The organism is Pseudomonas sp. NFACC02 (assembly GCF_900110765.1).
Taxonomy (GTDB): domain Bacteria; phylum Pseudomonadota; class Gammaproteobacteria; order Pseudomonadales; family Pseudomonadaceae; genus Aquipseudomonas.
Genome location: NZ_FOEO01000058.1, coordinates 1 through 17,276, shown reverse-complemented (window position 1 = coordinate 17,276; position 17,276 = coordinate 1). Strand labels below are relative to the sequence as shown.

The 17,276-nt window shown below is 57.7% G+C and carries 16 protein-coding genes and 1 pseudogene; 9 read left to right on the top strand and 8 right to left on the bottom strand.

Going from position 1 to position 17,276, the window contains the following annotated elements; all coding sequences use genetic code 11:
* Nucleotides 1–355: 355 nt before the first annotated feature.
* Entirely contained in the window at nucleotides 356–1,960 is a 1,605-nt protein-coding gene (locus BMY73_RS25910; RefSeq protein WP_092410707.1) for a glycoside hydrolase family 17 protein, read from the bottom strand.
* 501 nt (nucleotides 1,961–2,461) lie between these two features.
* On the opposite strand from BMY73_RS25910, the gene BMY73_RS25905 reads away from it, so the two are divergent.
* The 4 genes from BMY73_RS25905 (at nucleotide 2,462) to BMY73_RS25890 (ending at nucleotide 6,430) form a co-directional block, all read left to right on the top strand.
* Entirely contained in the window at nucleotides 2,462–3,319 is an 858-nt protein-coding gene (locus BMY73_RS25905) for a glycine betaine ABC transporter substrate-binding protein (protein WP_062390326.1), read from the top strand.
* A 248-nt stretch (nucleotides 3,320–3,567) separates the two neighbouring features.
* Nucleotides 3,568–4,200: a hypothetical protein gene (locus tag BMY73_RS25900; protein WP_092410705.1), complete on the top strand. Its 633-nt coding sequence runs from the start codon at nucleotides 3,568–3,570 to the stop codon at nucleotides 4,198–4,200.
* A 263-nt stretch (nucleotides 4,201–4,463) separates the two neighbouring features.
* Nucleotides 4,464–4,775 carry a DUF485 domain-containing protein gene (locus BMY73_RS25895; RefSeq protein ID WP_062390323.1) on the top strand — a complete coding sequence of 104 codons (312 nt, stop codon included), beginning with the start codon at nucleotides 4,464–4,466 and terminating at the stop codon, nucleotides 4,773–4,775.
* Nucleotides 4,772–6,430 carry a cation acetate symporter gene (locus BMY73_RS25890; protein ID WP_062390322.1) on the top strand — a complete coding sequence of 553 codons (1,659 nt, stop codon included), beginning with the start codon at nucleotides 4,772–4,774 and terminating at the stop codon, nucleotides 6,428–6,430. The genes BMY73_RS25895 and BMY73_RS25890 overlap by 4 nt, the downstream gene beginning before the upstream one ends.
* A 244-nt stretch (nucleotides 6,431–6,674) precedes the next feature.
* Here the strand turns inward: BMY73_RS25890 and BMY73_RS25885 are convergent, their stop codons facing one another.
* Nucleotides 6,675–6,833: a DUF3309 family protein gene (locus tag BMY73_RS25885; protein ID WP_092410703.1), complete on the bottom strand. Its 159-nt coding sequence runs from the start codon at nucleotides 6,831–6,833 to the stop codon at nucleotides 6,675–6,677.
* Nucleotides 6,834–7,140: 307 nt separating this feature from the next.
* Here BMY73_RS25885 and BMY73_RS25880 point away from each other — a divergent pair, with 307 nt between their 5' ends.
* The 4 genes from BMY73_RS25880 (at nucleotide 7,141) to csrA (ending at nucleotide 9,233) form a co-directional block, all read left to right on the top strand.
* On the top strand, nucleotides 7,141–7,518 hold the full coding sequence (locus BMY73_RS25880) for a DUF2784 domain-containing protein (protein WP_092410701.1): 378 nt from the start codon (nucleotides 7,141–7,143) through the stop codon (nucleotides 7,516–7,518).
* Nucleotides 7,519–7,621: 103 nt separating this feature from the next.
* Nucleotides 7,622–8,443, top strand: a complete 822-nt coding sequence (locus BMY73_RS25875; protein WP_092410699.1) for an SDR family oxidoreductase — start codon at nucleotides 7,622–7,624, stop codon at nucleotides 8,441–8,443.
* A 62-nt stretch (nucleotides 8,444–8,505) separates the two neighbouring features.
* Nucleotides 8,506–8,838, top strand: coding sequence for a YnfA family protein (locus tag BMY73_RS25870; protein WP_092410697.1), 333 nt, complete (start codon nucleotides 8,506–8,508; stop codon nucleotides 8,836–8,838).
* A 197-nt stretch (nucleotides 8,839–9,035) separates the two neighbouring features.
* Nucleotides 9,036–9,233: a carbon storage regulator CsrA gene (gene csrA, locus BMY73_RS25865; RefSeq protein ID WP_062390316.1), complete on the top strand. Its 198-nt coding sequence runs from the start codon at nucleotides 9,036–9,038 to the stop codon at nucleotides 9,231–9,233.
* Nucleotides 9,234–9,276: 43 nt separating this feature from the next.
* Here csrA and BMY73_RS25860 read toward each other — a convergent pair whose 3' ends face one another.
* The 4 genes from BMY73_RS25860 to BMY73_RS25845 form a co-directional block, all read right to left on the bottom strand.
* Nucleotides 9,277–9,507 (bottom strand): YheU family protein, encoded by a 231-nt coding sequence (locus BMY73_RS25860; protein WP_092410695.1) that lies wholly within the window; start codon nucleotides 9,505–9,507, stop codon nucleotides 9,277–9,279.
* Between the two features lie 180 nt (nucleotides 9,508–9,687).
* On the bottom strand, nucleotides 9,688–10,875 hold the full coding sequence (locus BMY73_RS25855; RefSeq protein ID WP_062390312.1) for an osmoprotectant NAGGN system M42 family peptidase: 1,188 nt from the start codon (nucleotides 10,873–10,875) through the stop codon (nucleotides 9,688–9,690).
* Nucleotides 10,876–11,017: 142 nt separating this feature from the next.
* Nucleotides 11,018–12,766 (bottom strand): N-acetylglutaminylglutamine synthetase, encoded by a 1,749-nt coding sequence (gene ngg, locus BMY73_RS25850; protein ID WP_092410693.1) that lies wholly within the window; start codon nucleotides 12,764–12,766, stop codon nucleotides 11,018–11,020.
* A gap of 4 nt (nucleotides 12,767–12,770) precedes the next feature.
* Nucleotides 12,771–14,543, bottom strand: coding sequence for an N-acetylglutaminylglutamine amidotransferase (locus BMY73_RS25845; protein WP_092410691.1), 1,773 nt, complete (start codon nucleotides 14,541–14,543; stop codon nucleotides 12,771–12,773).
* A 283-nt stretch (nucleotides 14,544–14,826) separates the two neighbouring features.
* Here BMY73_RS25845 and BMY73_RS25840 point away from each other — a divergent pair, with 283 nt between their 5' ends.
* The gene (locus tag BMY73_RS25840) at nucleotides 14,827–15,126 is read left to right on the top strand and encodes a DUF2845 domain-containing protein (RefSeq protein ID WP_082060994.1); all 300 of its coding nucleotides are present in this window, start codon (nucleotides 14,827–14,829) and stop codon (nucleotides 15,124–15,126) included.
* 241 nt (nucleotides 15,127–15,367) lie between these two features.
* On the opposite strand, the gene BMY73_RS25835 is transcribed toward BMY73_RS25840, so the two are convergent.
* Entirely contained in the window at nucleotides 15,368–16,339 is a 972-nt protein-coding gene (locus BMY73_RS25835) for a tetratricopeptide repeat protein (protein ID WP_092410689.1), read from the bottom strand.
* Nucleotides 16,332–17,276: pseudogene (locus BMY73_RS28395) on the bottom strand (hypothetical protein); the annotation flags it as partial. The pseudogene BMY73_RS28395 and the gene BMY73_RS25835, both read right to left, overlap by 8 nt.

The following is a 17,276-nucleotide window of genomic DNA, read 5'->3' as shown; positions in this document are numbered from 1 at the left end:
CCAACCCGTTCTGGACGCTACCTGAAGGTAGTTTTATTGTTCTCTGTCGGGCTGCGAGGCCAAGACCTCGGTAAAGCACCTCTACTCCAAAAAAATCTGTTGGCTGCGTCTCTGTACCGTTGTTCTTGTTATGTCAGAGCCGATTCATCTTATTTTTATTGGGTTTTCACATTTTGTTCTTGTTATGCAGAAGATATAGCAGGTGTCGTGCCAGTTTTTAAAAATCCTTATAAATCAATTGCTTGTTTGGTCTGTTGATTCTCGGCACCGATTTTTCACCCCCATTCTGTTTCCGTGTTACCCGTATTCTGTTTTGGAATCCCGCCATCGGTAACACAATGTGTTTCGCCTGCGTTCACCCTGGCGCGCGCTCTGTTTCGGGTAATGACGCCGTCTGCAGGTTGCGCGACGGCGTCGATACCTTAACGCTGCGCCACAGCGCCAGTGCCATTAGCACGCTGACCACCGCCCACGCCCACGCTTGTGGATTGCTCAGGCCCTCGCGGAACAGTTGCGGGACGATGCCCAGACCCACGATAAACGCCAGCAAAGCGATTTCCCGACGCGGCGCACTCACGGGCCTGGCCAGATAGAAGAAGGCAGGAAGCCACAGGGTCGCGGTGGCGAAGCTGCGGTAACGCGGATCGAACACCATCGCCAGCATCATGACCGCCCCGGCGAACCCGGCCGCACCCAGCCACCACGCGGCGCGGGATTCGAACCAAATGAACGCGCGTCCCCGCCAGCCGGCTCGTTCGCTCAGCGTCAATGCCGCGTGGGCCAGTACCACCAGATTGAGCACAATCAGCGTAATCGCCCACAGGTATTCACCTGTAAACCGGCTGGTGACCCGCGCCAGCTCGCCCCATGTACCGATGCAGGCCGCGCCGAACACCGCGAGCAGCGGCAGAATCAAGGCACTGCGCGCGTGCGTTACCGGACCGGCCAGTGCCAGTGTCGCCACGCTGATCGCCCCGCTTACCACCAGCCAGAACGGCCACCAGGGCAGGTTCGACACCGGGCCCGCCAATACGCCTTTATCCTGGCGATCCGCGTCGAACAGCCCCCAGTAACCGCCGACGGCGCCTTCGGCTTCCCGTTTCCAGGGCTGATCAAAGGCTTCGATCAGGTTGTAATGCCAGCCATTCTGTTCGGCCATCGCGACAAAACCACGGATGAACTTCGCTTCGTTGACCCGGCTCGGCAACGCTGTCTCTCGCTGACGCCCTTCACTGGGCCAGCCGGTTTCGCCAATCAGAATGTCCTTGGGGGCGAACCGGCTGCCGAAGGTCTGACGGATCTGCGCCACGTGGGCCAGCGCGTCATCGATCCCTTTCGGATCGTCTTCCCAGTAAGGCAGCAGATGAATAGTCAGGAAGTCCACGGCGGGCGCAACCTCCGGGTACTGCAGCCAGTACTCCCAGACGTCGGCGTAGGTCACCGGCTGCTTGACCTGGGCCTTGACCCGATCAATCAGTTTCACCAACTGCGCGCCTGTCACCTCTTTGCGTAACAGCGTTTCGTTACCTACGATCACGGCGGTGACAACATCCGGGTAGGCGTTGGCGGCCGCAATCAGCGCCTTGACCTCCTTGTCGGTGTCCACGGGGTTGGCGTTCACCCAAGCGCCCAGCATGACTTTCAACCCATGTTTGCGCGCCAGTTCAGGGATCGCCTCCAGGCCGGTCATCGAGTAGGTCCGAATGCACTCGAAGCGTGTCGCCAGCAGCGCAAGGTCGGCATCCATGCGCGCCGGACGCAAAGTAAAGGGCTGATCGAACGGCGATTGATCCTTGTCGAACGGCGTGTAGGAGGCGCATTGCAGCTTGTGAGTCGGGGTTGCGGCGTCCGGCAAAACCACCGGTTTGCCGAGCCAATACCAATAGCCGGACAGGGCGAATAGAGCAATCAGACAGGAGAAAAGGTAGAGAGCGACAGGCGAACGGGAGGTGGCGGGCATGATCGGGCCGAGAGGGGACAGAGGGCCGCAGTCTATCAAGCCAACGCGATTACATCTGTAGGAGCGTGGCTCGTCCCGCGATCTGCCGGGAACCGGCAGTAAAATCTGAAGGGTTGGTCATCGCTGGCACACCCAAGTCGTCTGGTTTACGACTTATTCTCAGCCGATCGCGGGACAAGCCAAGCTCCTACTCGTGAGTGCGACACAGGCTATTAAACGAGCCATGCAATTTTCGGACGGACTGCCGCCCTTTTTACGACCTGTTTGTCGTTGATGGCCCGGTGATGTCGTTTCCCGGTGCCTGAGTGTCGCCCAGAGGAAAGGGGCAAGGCCGGTGCAGGTTGATGATCGGTTCGTCAACGCAGCGAGTGCGGCTGCGCAGGCAAGTGGTTGAAGCGTAAAAGGTGCGCGACGCGCCAAACGTGGGCGCAGGTCGCGGCCTTATAAGAACTTTAACGATTCCCGACCGCCGTCGGGTTCAGGACTACCGGGGAAGTAACGATGAAGATTCGAAATATCCTGGGTGCGGGTGCCGCTCTGGCCCTTGCCATCAGTTCCACGCTGGCCGTTGCCGCTGACAAACCGGAGCTGAGCATCGGCTATGTCGATGGTTGGTCTGACAGTGTCGCCACCACGAACGTGGCTGCCGAGGTCATCAAGGAAAAGCTGGGCTACCCTGTGAAGCTGCAGGCCGTGGCTGCCGGGATCATGTGGCAGGGCGTGGCGACCGGCAAGCTGGACATGATGCTGTCCGCCTGGTTGCCTGTGACCCACGGTGAGTACTGGGCCAAGAACAAGGACAAGGTCACCGACTACGGTCCGAACTTCAAGGACGCCAAAATCGGTCTGATCGTGCCCGAATACGTTAAAGCCAACTCTGTGGCGGACCTGAAGACCGACGACTCCTTCAAGAAGAAAATTGTCGGCATCGACGCCGGTTCAGGCGTGATGATCAAGACCGACCAGGCGATCAAGGATTACGGCCTGGATGGCTACAAACTTCAAGCGAGTTCCGGCGCCGGCATGATTGCCGAACTGACCCGCGCTGAGAACAAGAAGGAATCCATTGCCGTGACAGGCTGGGTACCGCACTGGATGTTTGCCAAGTGGAAACTGAAGTTCCTGGAAGATCCAAAAGGCGTTTACGGTGCTGCTGAAACGGTCGACAGCATCGGCAGTCTCGAACTGGCCAAGAAAGCGCCTGACGTGGCTGACTTCCTGAAGAAGTTCCAGTGGGCCAGCAAGGATGAGATCGGCGAAGTCATGCTCGCCATCCAGGACGGCGCCAAGCCTGAAGCCGCCGCCAAGGACTGGGTGGCCAAACACCCTGATCGCGTCAAAGAGTGGACCGGTAAGTAAGCTGTCATAAAAATTTAAAGTTCAGGAAACCGCCTGGTGAGTGATTGCCAGGCGGTTTTTTTGTGAGCGTTTTTAAACGGATTCGCGATTGGCGTTATTGCAATCAGGAATATCCAATACGTACTTCGCTGTTTTTTAAAGATATTTAATGACTTCAGATGCGAAGCGTGATGCAGGGGTTGGGGGCCGCGTGATCAAAGGCTGCTTCACTTCAGAGGGATGAGGTCACTGAGAAAAGGAGTTTCGATATGAAAGGTCACAAAGATGTTTTTCCGGTTAGAGAACGATTCCACGTCGATTTGAAGTTTTCCGATGCAAGCGAGGTTCGCCCCATGTCAGTAGAACCGTCGGACAACACGTCGGATGGTTTGAGCTTGGCCACCCCGGATGCTGAGGAAGATTTTTCCAGCCTGCCGGAGTATCCGGGGGTGTGGGGCGGCCGGGATATGCTGGACATGCCGGAGCTCAAGCATTTTTCAGTGCGAAACCGCTATGAACCCGGCTGGAATACCTCGATTCAGAGCGACAGGATTTCCGGGGCGAAACTGAAGGGCGTTCATCAGTTTTTCATGGGCGTACCCGGGACGGAAATCGTATTCCATAAAGACTGGAAAGCGGTTCTGATCGAAGTGATCTGGAGCGCCCAACGGGGTCATGAAGCCCCGGAGCCTATTGCAAGATTCGAAGTTTATGGCGCCGAAAGACGGCCTTTGTTGGGGACTTACCAATCTCCGCTTTTCGCTCATTATGATCCTGTGCAGATCCTGTTCAAGGCTCCAGCAGGTGGGGAAATCCGTGTCATCAATTTTGGTGACGTGGGAGAGGGGCTGGCCGGGTTCACCGTGCGCCATGTCGCGATGTACAAATCGCTGAGCGAATAAACAGGCCGTCACCAGCGCGTCACTGTCTTGAACAACCGTCTGATGCGTGAGCGTCAGGCGGTGCACTGTGCGAGCGGCCGCTGTGCTGACAAATCGCTACGCCTCTTACGCCAAACATGCCTCTTCTTTTTCTGCGCCTCCAGAAAGTGCAAGTCAGCGCACATCGCTTAATGTCGTTCTAATACTAAGGTCGTCTGGAGTGCGCCTCAGAGCGGACTAAAGTGGAATACGTGACATCCATTTGTGCTGCGAGGACAAAAACAATGAACGACAGCATTTACCTCTCGATTCAGAACAGCGCCCGTTTCAAGGAGCTGGTCTCGAAAAGGGAACGATTCGCCTGGATTCTCTCGGCGATCATGCTCGGGCTCTATGCCGCATTCATCCTTTTGATTGCGTACGGGCCTCAGATTCTGGGCGCCAAACTCAGCGCCACATCATCCATCACCTGGGGAATGCCAATCGGCGTCGGCCTGATTGTCTCTGCGTTCGTGCTGACAGCCATCTATGTTCGCCGTGCCAACGGTGAGTTCGATGACCTGAACAACGCGATCCTGAAGGAGGCACAGCAATGATCCGCCCTCTGGTTGCGACACTTGGCCTGTCTGCATTCGCACCGACCCTGTGGGCGGCCGATGCGTTGACCGGCGCTGTACAGAAACAGCCGCTGAACATCTCGGCAATCATCATGTTCGTGGTCTTCGTAGCGTTTACGTTGTGTATCACTTACTGGGCGTCGAAAAAGAACAAAACGGCAGCCGATTACTACTCGGCGGGCGGCAAGATCACAGGCTTTCAGAATGGCCTGGCGATCGCGGGCGACTACATGTCGGCGGCGTCCTTCCTGGGTATTTCCGCGCTGGTTTACACCTCTGGCTACGATGGCCTGATCTACTCGATCGGCTTCCTGGTGGGCTGGCCGATCATTCTGTTCCTGATCGCCGAACGCCTGCGTAACCTGGGCAAATACACCTTTGCTGACGTGGCGTCCTACCGCCTGAAGCAGAAGGAAATCCGCACCCTGTCCGCCTGCGGCTCGCTGGTGGTGGTGGCGTTTTACCTGATTGCCCAGATGGTCGGTGCAGGCAAGCTGATCCAGTTGCTGTTCGGTCTGGATTACTCGGTTGCCGTGGTGCTCGTCGGGATCCTGATGTGCCTGTATGTACTGTTCGGCGGCATGCTGGCGACGACTTGGGTACAGATCATTAAAGCGGTGATGCTGTTGTCCGGTGCGTCGTTCATGGCGCTGATGGTCATGAAACACGTCAACTTCGACTTCAACGTGCTGTTCTCCGAAGCCGTGAAGGTCCACCCGAAAGGTGAAGCGATCATGAGCCCGGGCGGTCTGGTGAAAGACCCGATCTCGGCCTTTTCGCTGGGTCTGGCGCTGATGTTCGGTACCGCTGGTCTGCCGCACATCCTTATGCGCTTCTTCACGGTGAGTGACGCGAAGGAAGCCCGTAAATCGGTGCTGTATGCAACCGGCTTCATCGGCTACTTCTACATCCTGACTTTCATCATCGGCTTCGGCGCAATCCTGCTGGTCAGCACCAACCCGATGTTCAAGGATGCGGCGGGCGCGCTGTTGGGTGGTAACAACATGGCCGCGGTTCACCTGGCCGACGCAGTCGGTGGCAGTCTGTTCCTTGGTTTCATCTCTGCGGTGGCGTTCGCCACGATTCTGGCGGTGGTTGCCGGTCTGACTCTGGCGGGTGCCTCGGCGGTGTCTCATGACCTGTATGCCAGCGTGATCAAAGGCGGCAAGGCCAACGAGAAGGATGAAATCCGCGTATCGAAAATCACCACCATCGCCCTGGCGGTCGTGGCGATCGGTCTGGGGATTGCGTTCGAAAGCCAGAACATTGCGTTCATGGTGGGCCTGGCGTTCTCCATTGCGGCGAGCTGCAACTTCCCTGTGCTGTTGCTTTCGATGTACTGGAAGAACCTGACCACCCGTGGTGCGATGATCGGTGGCTGGATGGGGCTGGTCAGCGCGGTGGTGCTGATGATTCTCGGCCCGACCATCTGGGTGCAGATCCTGCATCACGAGAAGGCGATCTTCCCGTACGAGTACCCGGCGCTGTTCTCGATCGCCATTGCGTTTGTCGGCATCTGGTTCTTCTCGGTGACGGACAAGTCGAAAGCCGCGGAAGGTGAGCGTGCGTTGTTCTTCCCGCAGTTTGTGCGTTCGCAGACGGGGCTTGGGGCGAGTGGTGCGGTGTCTCATTGATTTGAGGTAGTGGTGTGGTGCTTAAACGCCCCGACTGGTTCGGGGCGTTTTTGTTTTTAGGATTTGGACTTAGGATTTGCTTGGGCGTGGTGTGTTTGGATCGTTCCCACGCTCTGCGTCCGCGTTGACGCAGAGCGTCAGCCGCTGCATTACCACGCGGAGCGTGGGAACGATCAAACAAGCAAAATCAGGCCCCATAAAAAACCCCGCGGCGAGCGCGGGGTTCTTCAGATGCTGCCCGGAGTCATATCCTGCCGAGCAACACCAGAATCAACAGAATCACCAAAATTGTGCCGATAATGCCCGATGGCCCATAACCCCAACTTCTGGAGTGCGGGAAGACTGGCAAACCGCCGATCAACAGGAGAATCAGGATGATGATAAGAATAGTGCCGATGCCCATGACGAGTTCCTTCTTGTGTACTTGGAAAGTGGCTATGCCGTTCAAGCTTCTGGCCAACTTGGCAAAAAGTTGCACCGCTTGATTAATCCGACTATGGCCCTGATCAAAAGGTTCGGATTGAGAGAAATAAAAAATAATAATTTTATAAAATGCTTATAAAACAATGGGTTATGTCGATTTTTAGCGCACAAATGTGTCCTTAGTTAGTGGCAGTGGATGTGTGGACTGCACGCAATGAATGCGGAACTAAAGCCCCGCACCCCGGTCCGGAAAAGTTATTTCGACGAGGTCAACAGGAAGCAAGCTAATGTTTTATGCCCTTATGGCGGATGCCGTGGTGGTCTTCCATCTTTTATTTATTGTGTTCGTTCTGTCGGGCGCACTTCTGGCACTGCGTTGGCGCGGATGGATCCTGCTTCACTTGCCGGCGGTGGCCTGGGGCCTGGCCGTGGAGTTTCTGCACCTGTATTGCCCACTGACCCCGCTTGAAAACCACCTGCGTCTCAAGGCGGGCATCGCGGGTTACGAAGGGGATTTCATCGGGCACTATCTGATTCCGCTGATTTATCCCGCCGGGCTCACACCGCAGATCCAGATCGTGCTCGGGACGTTGGTGGTCGTGGTCAATCTGACGGCATACCTGATTGTGATCCAGCGTTGGCGGCACCGACGCAGCGTGGGCTGAGGTGCCGGTTTGCCTCGAACATTCAGCGAGCTAATGAAGGCATTGTCAGACAATTTGTCTGTTTACACTCAGCTCACCTCTTTGCAATCGACAAGGCAACGCTATGCAAAATCGCATCATGATCACTGGCGCGGGTTCCGGTCTGGGGCGTGAAATCGCACTGCGCTGGGCGCGCGAAGGCTGGCACCTGGCGCTATCGGACGTCAGCGACGCCGGTCTTCAGGAAACCCTGAGGCGGGTGCGTGAAGCGGGTGCGGACGGTTTCGTTCAGCGTTGCGATGTGCGGGACTACAGCCAGCTGACGGCTTTCGCTCAGGCCTGCGAACAAAAGTTCGGTGGTATCGACATCATCGTCAACAACGCGGGTGTCGCGTCCGGCGGTTTCTTCGGTGAGTTGTCGCTAGAGGACTGGGACTGGCAGATCGCGATCAACCTTATGGGTGTGGTCAAAGGCTGTAAGGCGTTTCTGCCGCTGCTGGAGCAGAGCAAGGGCAAGGGCAAGATCATCAACATCGCCTCCATGGCGGCGTTGATGCAAGGCCCGGCGATGAGTAATTACAACGTCGCCAAAGCCGGTGTCGTGGCGTTGTCGGAAAGTCTGCTGGTTGAGCTGCGTCAGCAAGAGATCGGGGTTCACGTGGTGTGTCCTTCGTTCTTCCAGACCAACCTGCTGGACTCATTCCGGGGGCCGACGCCGGCGATGAAGGCTCAGGTCGGCAAGCTGCTGGAAAGTTCGCCGATTACCGCGAGCGATATCGCCGATTACATTTTCGATCAGGTCGGCAAAGGCGAATTCATGATCCTGCCTCATGAGCAAGGGCGCATGGCTTGGCAACTCAAGCAAAAAAATCCGCAAATGCTGTACGACGAAATGGCCAGCATGGCGGACAAGATGCGCGCCAAGGCGAAATCCGGCAAAGCGTGAGCCGAAGCGTTTTCTGATAGGGTGCGCTGTATCTTTCTGGCCACCTTTGAAGAGTTTGCACCGTGCTCAATTACCTCTGGTTCTTTCTGGCTGCGGTGTTCGAAATCGCTGGCTGCTACGGCTTCTGGATGTGGTTGCGCCAGGGCAAAAGCGCGCTCTGGGTGATTCCGGCACTGGTCAGTCTGTCGCTGTTCGCGCTGCTGCTGACCCGTGTCGAGGCGGCTTATGCAGGACGTGCGTATGCCGCGTATGGCGGGATCTACATCATCACGTCTGTCGTCTGGTTGAGTGTCATCGAGCGCGTGCGTCCGTTGACGTCCGACTGGATCGGTGTGGCGTTCTGCGTCGTTGGCGCAACCCTTATTCTGCTGGGCCCACGGTGGGCGGCTAGCTGAAGAATGGAGGTAAAAAGACGACGTTGCCCGGTCGTTTTTTCCGACGGCTGTCGCCGGTTCTGACGATATGTAGGATGTGTCTGTCAGCAAACGCCGTTCAAGGTTGAAGGGCTCGTCTGATTTTCTTCAGGTGCATTGAAGCGCTCCGACCTGCGCGGCAACCTGCTCTCACGGTTACAACCAAGGGAGTAGGAAAAATGCTGGTATTAACGCGAGAAATCGGAGAGATCTTATCCATTGGCGATGACATCACCGTGCAGATTTTGGGCATCACCGGCAATCAGGTACGTTTGGGCATCGACGCTCCGCAACACATAAAGATCCATCGCGCGGAAGTCTACAAGCGCATCCTTGCGCGTCTGCAGCAGACAGCGGCGCAACCGTCAGGCAGGTAGACGCGTCGTCGACCGAGCCAATTCATGCTTGCGGCAACCTTCGTTACTCGTCGAAATATTCTTTCGGCACGTCATGCTTGAGCATCAGCTGACATTGCTGACTGTCCAGATCAAAGAAAATCACCGCCTGACCTTTACCGAGCGCATGCCGGACCCGCAGGACGCGGGTTTCCAGCGGCGTTTCGTCGCCATTGTCGGTCCCGTCACGCGTCACGAAATCCTCGATCAAACGCGTCAGGGTGTCGGCTTCGAGTTGGTCGTAGGGGATCAGCATGGGGTTCTCGGTCAGGGCGAAGAGGGGAGATGGCGGGATGCTAGCGCGGACCAGGTCGGGCGGCTACAGCGGCAGTTAACTTTTCCGACGCTGCCGATGATGTCTGCACGTTAACTGTCCGATCGTCCCACGCAGAGCGCGAGAACGATCAGCACAGAAAATGCGAATGCCAAAAGACCGTTAACGCTGCCCCACCAGCGTATCCACCGACGGCACCCGGGTGTCGGTTTCCATTTGCGCGTCGTGCTCCAGCTGATGGCTGAAATTCTCCAGCGACGCGTTCGAAGGATGCGCATCGCTGGCGAACACTGGCGGGCTCATGATGTACGCCGAAAGCAGGCGGCTCAGCGTACTGAGGCTGTCAATGTGCGTGCGCTCGTAACCGTGGGTCGCGTCGCAGCCGAACGCCAGCAACGCGGTGCGCGTGTCATAGCCTGCGGTGATCGCCGAGTGCGCGTCGCTGTAGTAATAGCGGAACAAGTCGCGGCGCACCGAGAGTTCCTTTTCCTGACCCAGACGCAGCAAGTGCCGGGACAGGTGATAGTCGTACGGACCGCCGGAATCCTGCATCGCCACGCTGACCGCGTGTTCGCTGGAGTGTTGGCCGGGGGCGACGGGAGCGATGTCAATCCCGACGAACTCACTGACGTCCCACGGCAGGCTGCCCGCCGCGCCACTGCCGGTTTCCTCGGTGATCGTGAACAGCGGGTGGCAATCGATCAAGGGCTCGGCGCCGCTGTCGACGATGGCCTTGAGCGCGGCGAGCAGGGCCGCGACGCCTGCCTTGTCGTCCAGGTGCCGCGCGCTGATGTGGCCGCTTTCGGTGAACTCGGGCAGCGGATCGAAGGCGACGAAATCGCCGACGTTGATTCCCAGCGATTCACAGTCGGCGCGGGTGGCGCAGTAGGCGTCCAGGCGCAGCTCGATGTGGTCCCAACTGATCGGCATCGTGTCGACGGCGGTGTTGAACGCGTGCCCCGAGGCCATTAGCGGCAGCACGCTGCCACGAATCACGCCCGCGTCGGTGAACACGCTGACCCGGCTGCCTTCGGCAAAACGGCTCGACCAGCAGCCCACCGGCGCCAGGCCCAGGCGGCCGTTGTCCTTCACTTCGCGCACGCTGGCACCGATGGTGTCCAGGTGAGCGGAGACGGCGCGGTCGGGGCTGTTCTGCTTGCCTTTCAAGGTGGCGCGAATGGTCCCGCGCCGCGTTAATTCAAAGGGAATGCCCAGCTCTTCCAGACGCTCGGCGACATAGCGCACGATGGTGTCGGTGAAGCCGGTGGGACTTGGAATTGCGAGCATTTCCAGCAGGACTTTCTGCAGGTAATTCAGATCCGGTTCGAGGATTTTTTGTGCAGTGGTCATGGAGAGGCTCCTGAGTGTGTGCGGGTCCCTTGTAGGAGCGCGCTTGCCCGCGATATCGGTGTGTCAGCGCCGAAGATGTTGACTGGCGCTACGCAATCGCGGGCAAGCGCGCTCCTGCAAAAGCAGGGGAGCGCGCCGATTTTCAGCCGTGCACGGGCAGGCTGTGGGGAAACAAAAGGTCAACGAAGCGCTCAGCCGTCGGTTGAGGCTCGTGATTGGCGAGGCCGCAGCGTTCGTTGGCTTCGATGAACACGTATTCCGGCTGGTCGGCTGCCGGGACCATCAGGTCCAGACCGACCACCGGAATGTCGAGGGCACGGGCCGCCCGAATGGCAGCGTCTTTCAACACCGGATGCAGGATCGCTGTCACGTCTTCCAGGCATCCACCGGTGTGCAGATTGGCCGTGCGGCGCACCGCCAGACGCTGGTCTGCGGGCAGCACGCTGTCGAAGGTAAAACCGGCATCCTCTACGGTGCGACGGGTTTCCTCGTCCACCGGGATCTTGCTTTCGCCGCCCGTGGCCGAAGCACGACGCCGACTCTGCGCTTCAATCAATTGAGCGATGGTGTGACGGCCGTCGCCCATGATTTCCGCAGGGCGTCGAATCGCCGCCGCCACCACCTCGAAACCGATGACGACGATGCGCAGGTCCAGCCCTTCATGAAAGCTTTCCAGCAGCACGCGGCTGTCAAACTGGCGAGCGCGTTCGACGGCGGCCTGGACGTCTTCGATGGTCCGCAGGTCGACCGCGACGCCTTGGCCCTGTTCACCGTCAACCGGCTTGACCACGACCCGTTCGTGCTCGTCGAGGAACGCCAGGTTGTCATCGGCATTGCCCGCGAGTTGCTGCACGGGCAACTCCAGCCCCGCAGCTTTCAGCACTTTGTTCGTCAGGCGTTTGTCCTGACACAACGTCATGCTGACGGCCGTGGTCAGATCGCTCAGCGATTCCCGGCAGCGAATGCGTCGTCCGCCATGGATCAGGGTGAACAGACCTGCTTCCGCGTCGTCCACCTGCACATCGATACCGCGACGGTGAGCTTCTTCGACGATGATCCGCGCGTACGGATTGAAATCCGCCTGCGGGCCAGGTCCAAGAAACAGTTTCTCGTTGATACCGTTTTTGCGCTTGATCGCGAAAGTCGGCAGGTTGCGAAAGCCGAGCTTGCCGTAGAGGTTTTTTGCCTGCTGGTTGTCGTGCAGCACCGACAGGTCCAGATAGGCGAGGCCCCGACTCTGAAAATGTTCGATCAGGTGCCGAACCAGCACTTCACCCACACCCGGTCGTGTGCATTGCGGATCCACCGCCAGGCACCACAGGCTGCTGCCATTTTCAGGGTCATTGAAGGCCTTCTGATGGTTCAGGCCCATCACGCTGCCAATGACCGCGCCCGTGGTTTCGTCTTCGGCGATCCAGTACACCGGACCGCCCTGATGACGCGGCGTGAGCAGTGTCGGGTCGATAGGCAACATGCCTCGGGCGATGTACAGATTGTTGATCGCGGTCCAGTCATCCTGACTCTGTGCACGGCGAATGCGAAATCCGCGAAACACCCGTTGTGAAGGGCGGTAGTCGCTGAACCACAAACGCAACGTGTCCGACGGGTCGAGAAACAACTGCTGCGGCGACTGCGCCAGCACTTGCTGCGGCGCGGCCACGTAGAGCGCGATGTCGCGCTCGCCGGGCTTTTCGTTCAGTAACTCATGGGCCAGTGCCGCAGGATCGGGGTACGTGTGACCGATCAGCAGCCGTCCCCAGCCACAATGCAGCGCCAGCGGAGCTGCTTCGGCCGTGCTGCCGTCCTCGGCAAAGCGCGCTTGCAGGCGTTCATAGGAAGGTGCCTGACCGCGCAACAGACGCTGGTTGTAGATCGAAGCGTTGGCTTTCATCGGTTCAGAGTCCTTGTTCGCTGAGCCACAGATTCAGGGCCGCGAGTTGCCACAGCTTCGAACCACGCAGCGGCGTCAATTGACCATCGGGATCGGTCAACAGCTTGTCGAGCATGGTCGGGTTGAACAGACCGCGGTCCTGGCTCGGGTCGAGCAACAGGTCGCGCACCCAGTTCAGCGTGTCACCCTCAAGGTGCTTGAGGCCCGGCACCGGAAAATATCCCTTCTTACGGTCAATGACCTCGGAAGGAATCACCAGACGCGCCGCCTCTTTGAGCACCTGCTTGCCGCCGTCCGGCAGTTTGAAGCGGGCAGGGACTCGCGCCGACAGCTCGACCAAGCGATAGTCGAGGAACGGCGTACGGGCTTCCAGGCCCCAGGCCATGGTCATGTTGTCCACACGCTTGACCGGGTCGTCCACCAGCATCACGGTGCTGTCCAGACGCAGGGCTTTATCCACCGCCGCGTCGGCGCCCGGCATGGCGAAGTGTTCGCGCACGAAATCGCCAGCGGCGTCATTGGCGGTCAGCCATTGCGGGGCAACGGTGTCGGCGTATTCCTCATAGCTGCGGTCGAAGAATGCATTGCGGTACGCGGTATATGGATCGCTCGCGCCATCGACCTGCGGGTACCAGTGATAGCCAGCGAACAGCTCGTCGGCGCCCTGGCCGCTCTGTACTACCTTGCAGTGCTTGGCGACTTCACGGGACAACAGGTAAAAGGCGATGCAGTCGTGGCTGACCATCGGTTCACTCATGGCGCGGAATGCCGCGGGCAACTGCTCGAGGATCTCGCTTTCTTTAATGCGCAGTTGGTGATGATTCGTCCCGTAGTGCTTGGCGATCAGGTCCGAATACTGGAACTCGTCACCACGCTCGCCGCCCGCATCCTGAAACCCGATCGAGAAAGTCGAGAGGTCCTTCACCCCGACTTCGCGCAACAGACCGACCAGCATGCTCGAGTCGACGCCACCGGAAAGAAGCACACCAACGTCCACCGCCGCACGTTGACGAATGGCCACGGCTTCACGGGTGCTGTCGAGCACGCGGTCGCGCCAGTCTTCCAGCGTCAGGTTCGCTTCATCGGCATGAGGGCCGTAGGGCAGGGTCCACCAGGTTTTCTGCTCGACCTTGCCATCGGCATCGACACGCATCCAGGTGGCCGGAGGAATTTTGTCGACGCCTGCCAGCAGAGTACGCGGCGCCGGCACCACGGCATGAAAATTCAGGTAATGGTTCAGCGCCACCGGATCCAGCATCGAGCTGATGTCACCGCCTTTGAGCAGTGCGGGCAATGCCGAAGCGAAACGCAGACGCTTGTCGGTGCGCGACAGGTACAGCGGTTTAACACCCAAACGGTCGCGGGCAATGAACAGGCGCTTGTTGTCGCGCTCCCAGATCGCAAACGCAAACATGCCGTTGAGCTTGGGCAGCATGTCGGCGCCCCAGGCGTGATAGCCTTTGAGCAATACTTCGGTATCGCCACCGGAGTGGAACTGATAGCCGAGGGCTTCAAGCTCGGCGCGCAATTCCGGGAAGTTATAGATCGCGCCATTGAAGGCCAGTGACAGGCCCAGATGACTGTCGATCATCGGCTGCGCCGAGCCGTCCGACAGGTCCATGATTTTCAGACGACGATGACCAAGGGCAATCGGCCCTTGGCTATGAAACCCCCACGCATCCGGACCACGAGGGGCCAAATGATGGGTAATGCGTTCTACTGCTGCGAGGTCCGCAGGTTGGTTGTCAAAACGTAATTCACCAGCTAATCCGCACATATAATCCTTACCGGTTTTCCGTTGGGGAACGTAGACGGGAAGTCCGGCTACCCAAAGACTGACCGGCAGGGATTGTGAGAGTTTTAGAACGATCGGTTATAAGGGTTGTGTGAAGACTGCTGTATTTCCGCTTGTCTGGTGTGGGGTTAGCCACCTACGCAAGCGACTGGCGTGCTTACGCTCGGCAGCAGGGCGGCAGTTATCTGGATATCTGTTTGTGCCACACAGCCCGCGAAGTGATGGTCAAATTCGACGCACACTCAAGCTTATTGGAGCGACAGACATGGTCAGACCTTTCAGGCTTTTGCTGGCGGCACTCATTCTTTGTGCACCTGAGGTACACGCCTCAATGAGATGCAAAAGCGGAATTGTCAGCGGAGGGGAGTTGATAGCGGAAGTCCTGCGTAAATGCGGCGATCCCAGCAGTCGACAGGCCATTGAACCTGTCGTTGGCGCTAACGGGAAAACACCTTATAAGTCCGCAACTATCGAAGATTGGGTCTATGGGCCAAGAAATGGCCTGTATCAATACCTCAGGTTCGTGGACGGAAAACTTGCCAATATCAGAAGCAGCCGCGATTAGCCGCAGGTCATTAAACGGCCCTCAGATACCCTGCACCTTCTGACTTCCGCTCCTCCGGACCAACCTTCCCGATGCTGAACGCAGACGAGAAGGGTATGACCGCTGGTCTGGTAGAGCGTCAGACTTCGCGAGAGCATCAGGCTGGCCCCGGCAAAACCCCAAGCCTTGGCGCTGAGCGTGAGCCAGAGCCAGAGCTTGCCGAACTCCAGGATGCCGAGGCTGCTGTTGTCATCACCTGCTCTTAGTAGCCGTAGACCGGGGGATAGTAGGACAAGGGTGGATGGGTTTTTTCCCATTCCTTTGAAAATGCGATGCCTTGCTGGATTTCCTCGGGTGTCATTTTTGCAGCTATTTCAGGGAGGTTTCGCCGGGCGTATACAGGTGCCCCGCCTCCTCCTGTCAGCTGAGTAATTAGATAGGTAATGCCATAGGCTTCGACCAAGTTCAGCGGGTATCCAAAACCCTCTGGTAGATGAGCAAGATTCATGGCGTAGCTTCCAAGGGCTGCAAGATGTCCGGCCTCTGCGGTCTTCTTGAACCAGTAAGCGATCTCTTGGTTCGAGCGCTGATGGTCGTAAAGAAAGTTTGCGTAGAATTCCATTGCGGGGACGTAACCTGCCTCAGCCGAAGCTTTAGCCCACCGTTCGACCGCTTTTTCGCGATTCCCGGGGATGATGAACCAACCGCCACCGTCTTTATAAACTATGGCTAGAAAATGCTGTGCGTCGCTGTTACCGAGTTCAGCGGATCGCTCTAGCCATTTCAAACCTTCGCCCATTGTATAAAGCACGATCATGGCTTCTGTATCGACATCATTAGCCCGCTCATAAGCAGTTTTTAATGCTTTTTTTCTCCACTGTTCGGCAGACTTCCCTTCACAGGTACCGATGACTCCGCATAAGTCATCACTGTCCCCTAGACGCAGCATGGCGTAAAGGTCACCTTGTTCTGCGGCAGCTTCGTACCACTTTTTTGCTTCCGCAGTGGTATAACGCTTACTCAGCCGAATAGCTTCCGCAAGATAATATTGCGCCGTTCGATCTCCCGCCTTCGCGGCAATTTCTAGCAACGGTTGTGAATCGTACCAGTCGCTTTGTTTGTAAAGCACAATCCCTTTGTCCCTCGCTTGCTGTTCTTCAGAAGTCAGTTGGGCAAACGCATTGCCTGAAAAAAGCGTCAACAGTAAGAGGCTGGTAATTATCGGCTTAATCAAGGTAGGGTCCTTTGTACTCTGTTTTGAACTGACGCGTCGAGGGGACGGGTGACCCCCTGTACAGCATCCGGTGCTGGCAAAAGTTGTCGAGCCTGCCCCCGAGCTTATAGACAGACACTCTGTATTGTTCTCTTACTCTGTCGCTGTCACCAAAAAGAGCCTTGACTCTTTCGCTCATGAATAAATCAAGGTGTAGTCTGTTCCTGCAGTACTGATAGCCGGCTTGCTCCGGGCGCACGCCATCCCGATTCATGCAGATAAGTGCTTCTTCAAACTGCTGTGCAGCATCGGGTTTCTGAGATATCCAACCGATGCACCGTTCTATAGCTTTTTGCTGTAGGAAATGAGCATCGTCCACTTCGAAGTCTTGATCCTTTTTCCCTTCTGTCGCTGCAACAGAGAATGCTTTTGGAGGACTACTCAACGCCAACAACAATGGCCCAAACGCTTGAGGTTGCAAGTTAACGACCCAGTCGTTCATGACGTGATAGTTCTTGTCCTCCATCAACGCATAAGCAATCAATCCCCCACGCCCACCGTCGTTCAATGCGTCATAAACGGCCTTGACCATCGAATACCCACGTATGTAGGCGAATGCCACATCGATACCGGTTGCGCCTAGAAAGCTTAGGTCCCGCAGGTAGGCCAGCGCCTCGCCGTCGACCCATTCCAGATCCTTGTAGCGGTTGGCGGCCATTTCCTTGCGGACCAGTTCGGCGAGGGCGATGACGCTTTCGTAGCCGACTTCGAAGGTCATGTAGCCCTTGATGCCTGCGCCGACGATCAGTCCTGCTTTTATCGAGAGCAGGAAGCGGCCGTCTTTCATGCTGAGCATCAGGTTGCCCGAGTAACCTGCGCCGACCGCCGCCACCAGTTCCACTTCCAGTCTGGCCAGTGGACGCCAGGCGGAGAAGGGCGCGCGGTTGGGGATGGGCGC

Coding starts and splice junctions, on each gene's coding strand:
- BMY73_RS25910 (WP_092410707.1), bottom strand. CDS start 1,960: ATGCCCGCCACCTCCCGTTCGCCTGTCGCTCTCTACCTTTTCTCCTGT.
- BMY73_RS25905 (WP_062390326.1), top strand. CDS start 2,462: ATGAAGATTCGAAATATCCTGGGTGCGGGTGCCGCTCTGGCCCTTGCC.
- BMY73_RS25900 (WP_092410705.1), top strand. CDS start 3,568: ATGAAAGGTCACAAAGATGTTTTTCCGGTTAGAGAACGATTCCACGTC.
- BMY73_RS25895 (WP_062390323.1), top strand. CDS start 4,464: ATGAACGACAGCATTTACCTCTCGATTCAGAACAGCGCCCGTTTCAAG.
- BMY73_RS25890 (WP_062390322.1), top strand. CDS start 4,772: ATGATCCGCCCTCTGGTTGCGACACTTGGCCTGTCTGCATTCGCACCG.
- BMY73_RS25885 (WP_092410703.1), bottom strand. CDS start 6,833: ATGGGCATCGGCACTATTCTTATCATCATCCTGATTCTCCTGTTGATC.
- BMY73_RS25880 (WP_092410701.1), top strand. CDS start 7,141: ATGTTTTATGCCCTTATGGCGGATGCCGTGGTGGTCTTCCATCTTTTA.
- BMY73_RS25875 (WP_092410699.1), top strand. CDS start 7,622: ATGCAAAATCGCATCATGATCACTGGCGCGGGTTCCGGTCTGGGGCGT.
- csrA (WP_062390316.1), top strand. CDS start 9,036: ATGCTGGTATTAACGCGAGAAATCGGAGAGATCTTATCCATTGGCGAT.
- BMY73_RS25860 (WP_092410695.1), bottom strand. CDS start 9,507: ATGCTGATCCCCTACGACCAACTCGAAGCCGACACCCTGACGCGTTTG.
- BMY73_RS25855 (WP_062390312.1), bottom strand. CDS start 10,875: ATGACCACTGCACAAAAAATCCTCGAACCGGATCTGAATTACCTGCAG.
- ngg (WP_092410693.1), bottom strand. CDS start 12,766: ATGAAAGCCAACGCTTCGATCTACAACCAGCGTCTGTTGCGCGGTCAG.
- BMY73_RS25845 (WP_092410691.1), bottom strand. CDS start 14,543: ATGTGCGGATTAGCTGGTGAATTACGTTTTGACAACCAACCTGCGGAC.
- BMY73_RS25840 (WP_082060994.1), top strand. CDS start 14,827: ATGGTCAGACCTTTCAGGCTTTTGCTGGCGGCACTCATTCTTTGTGCA.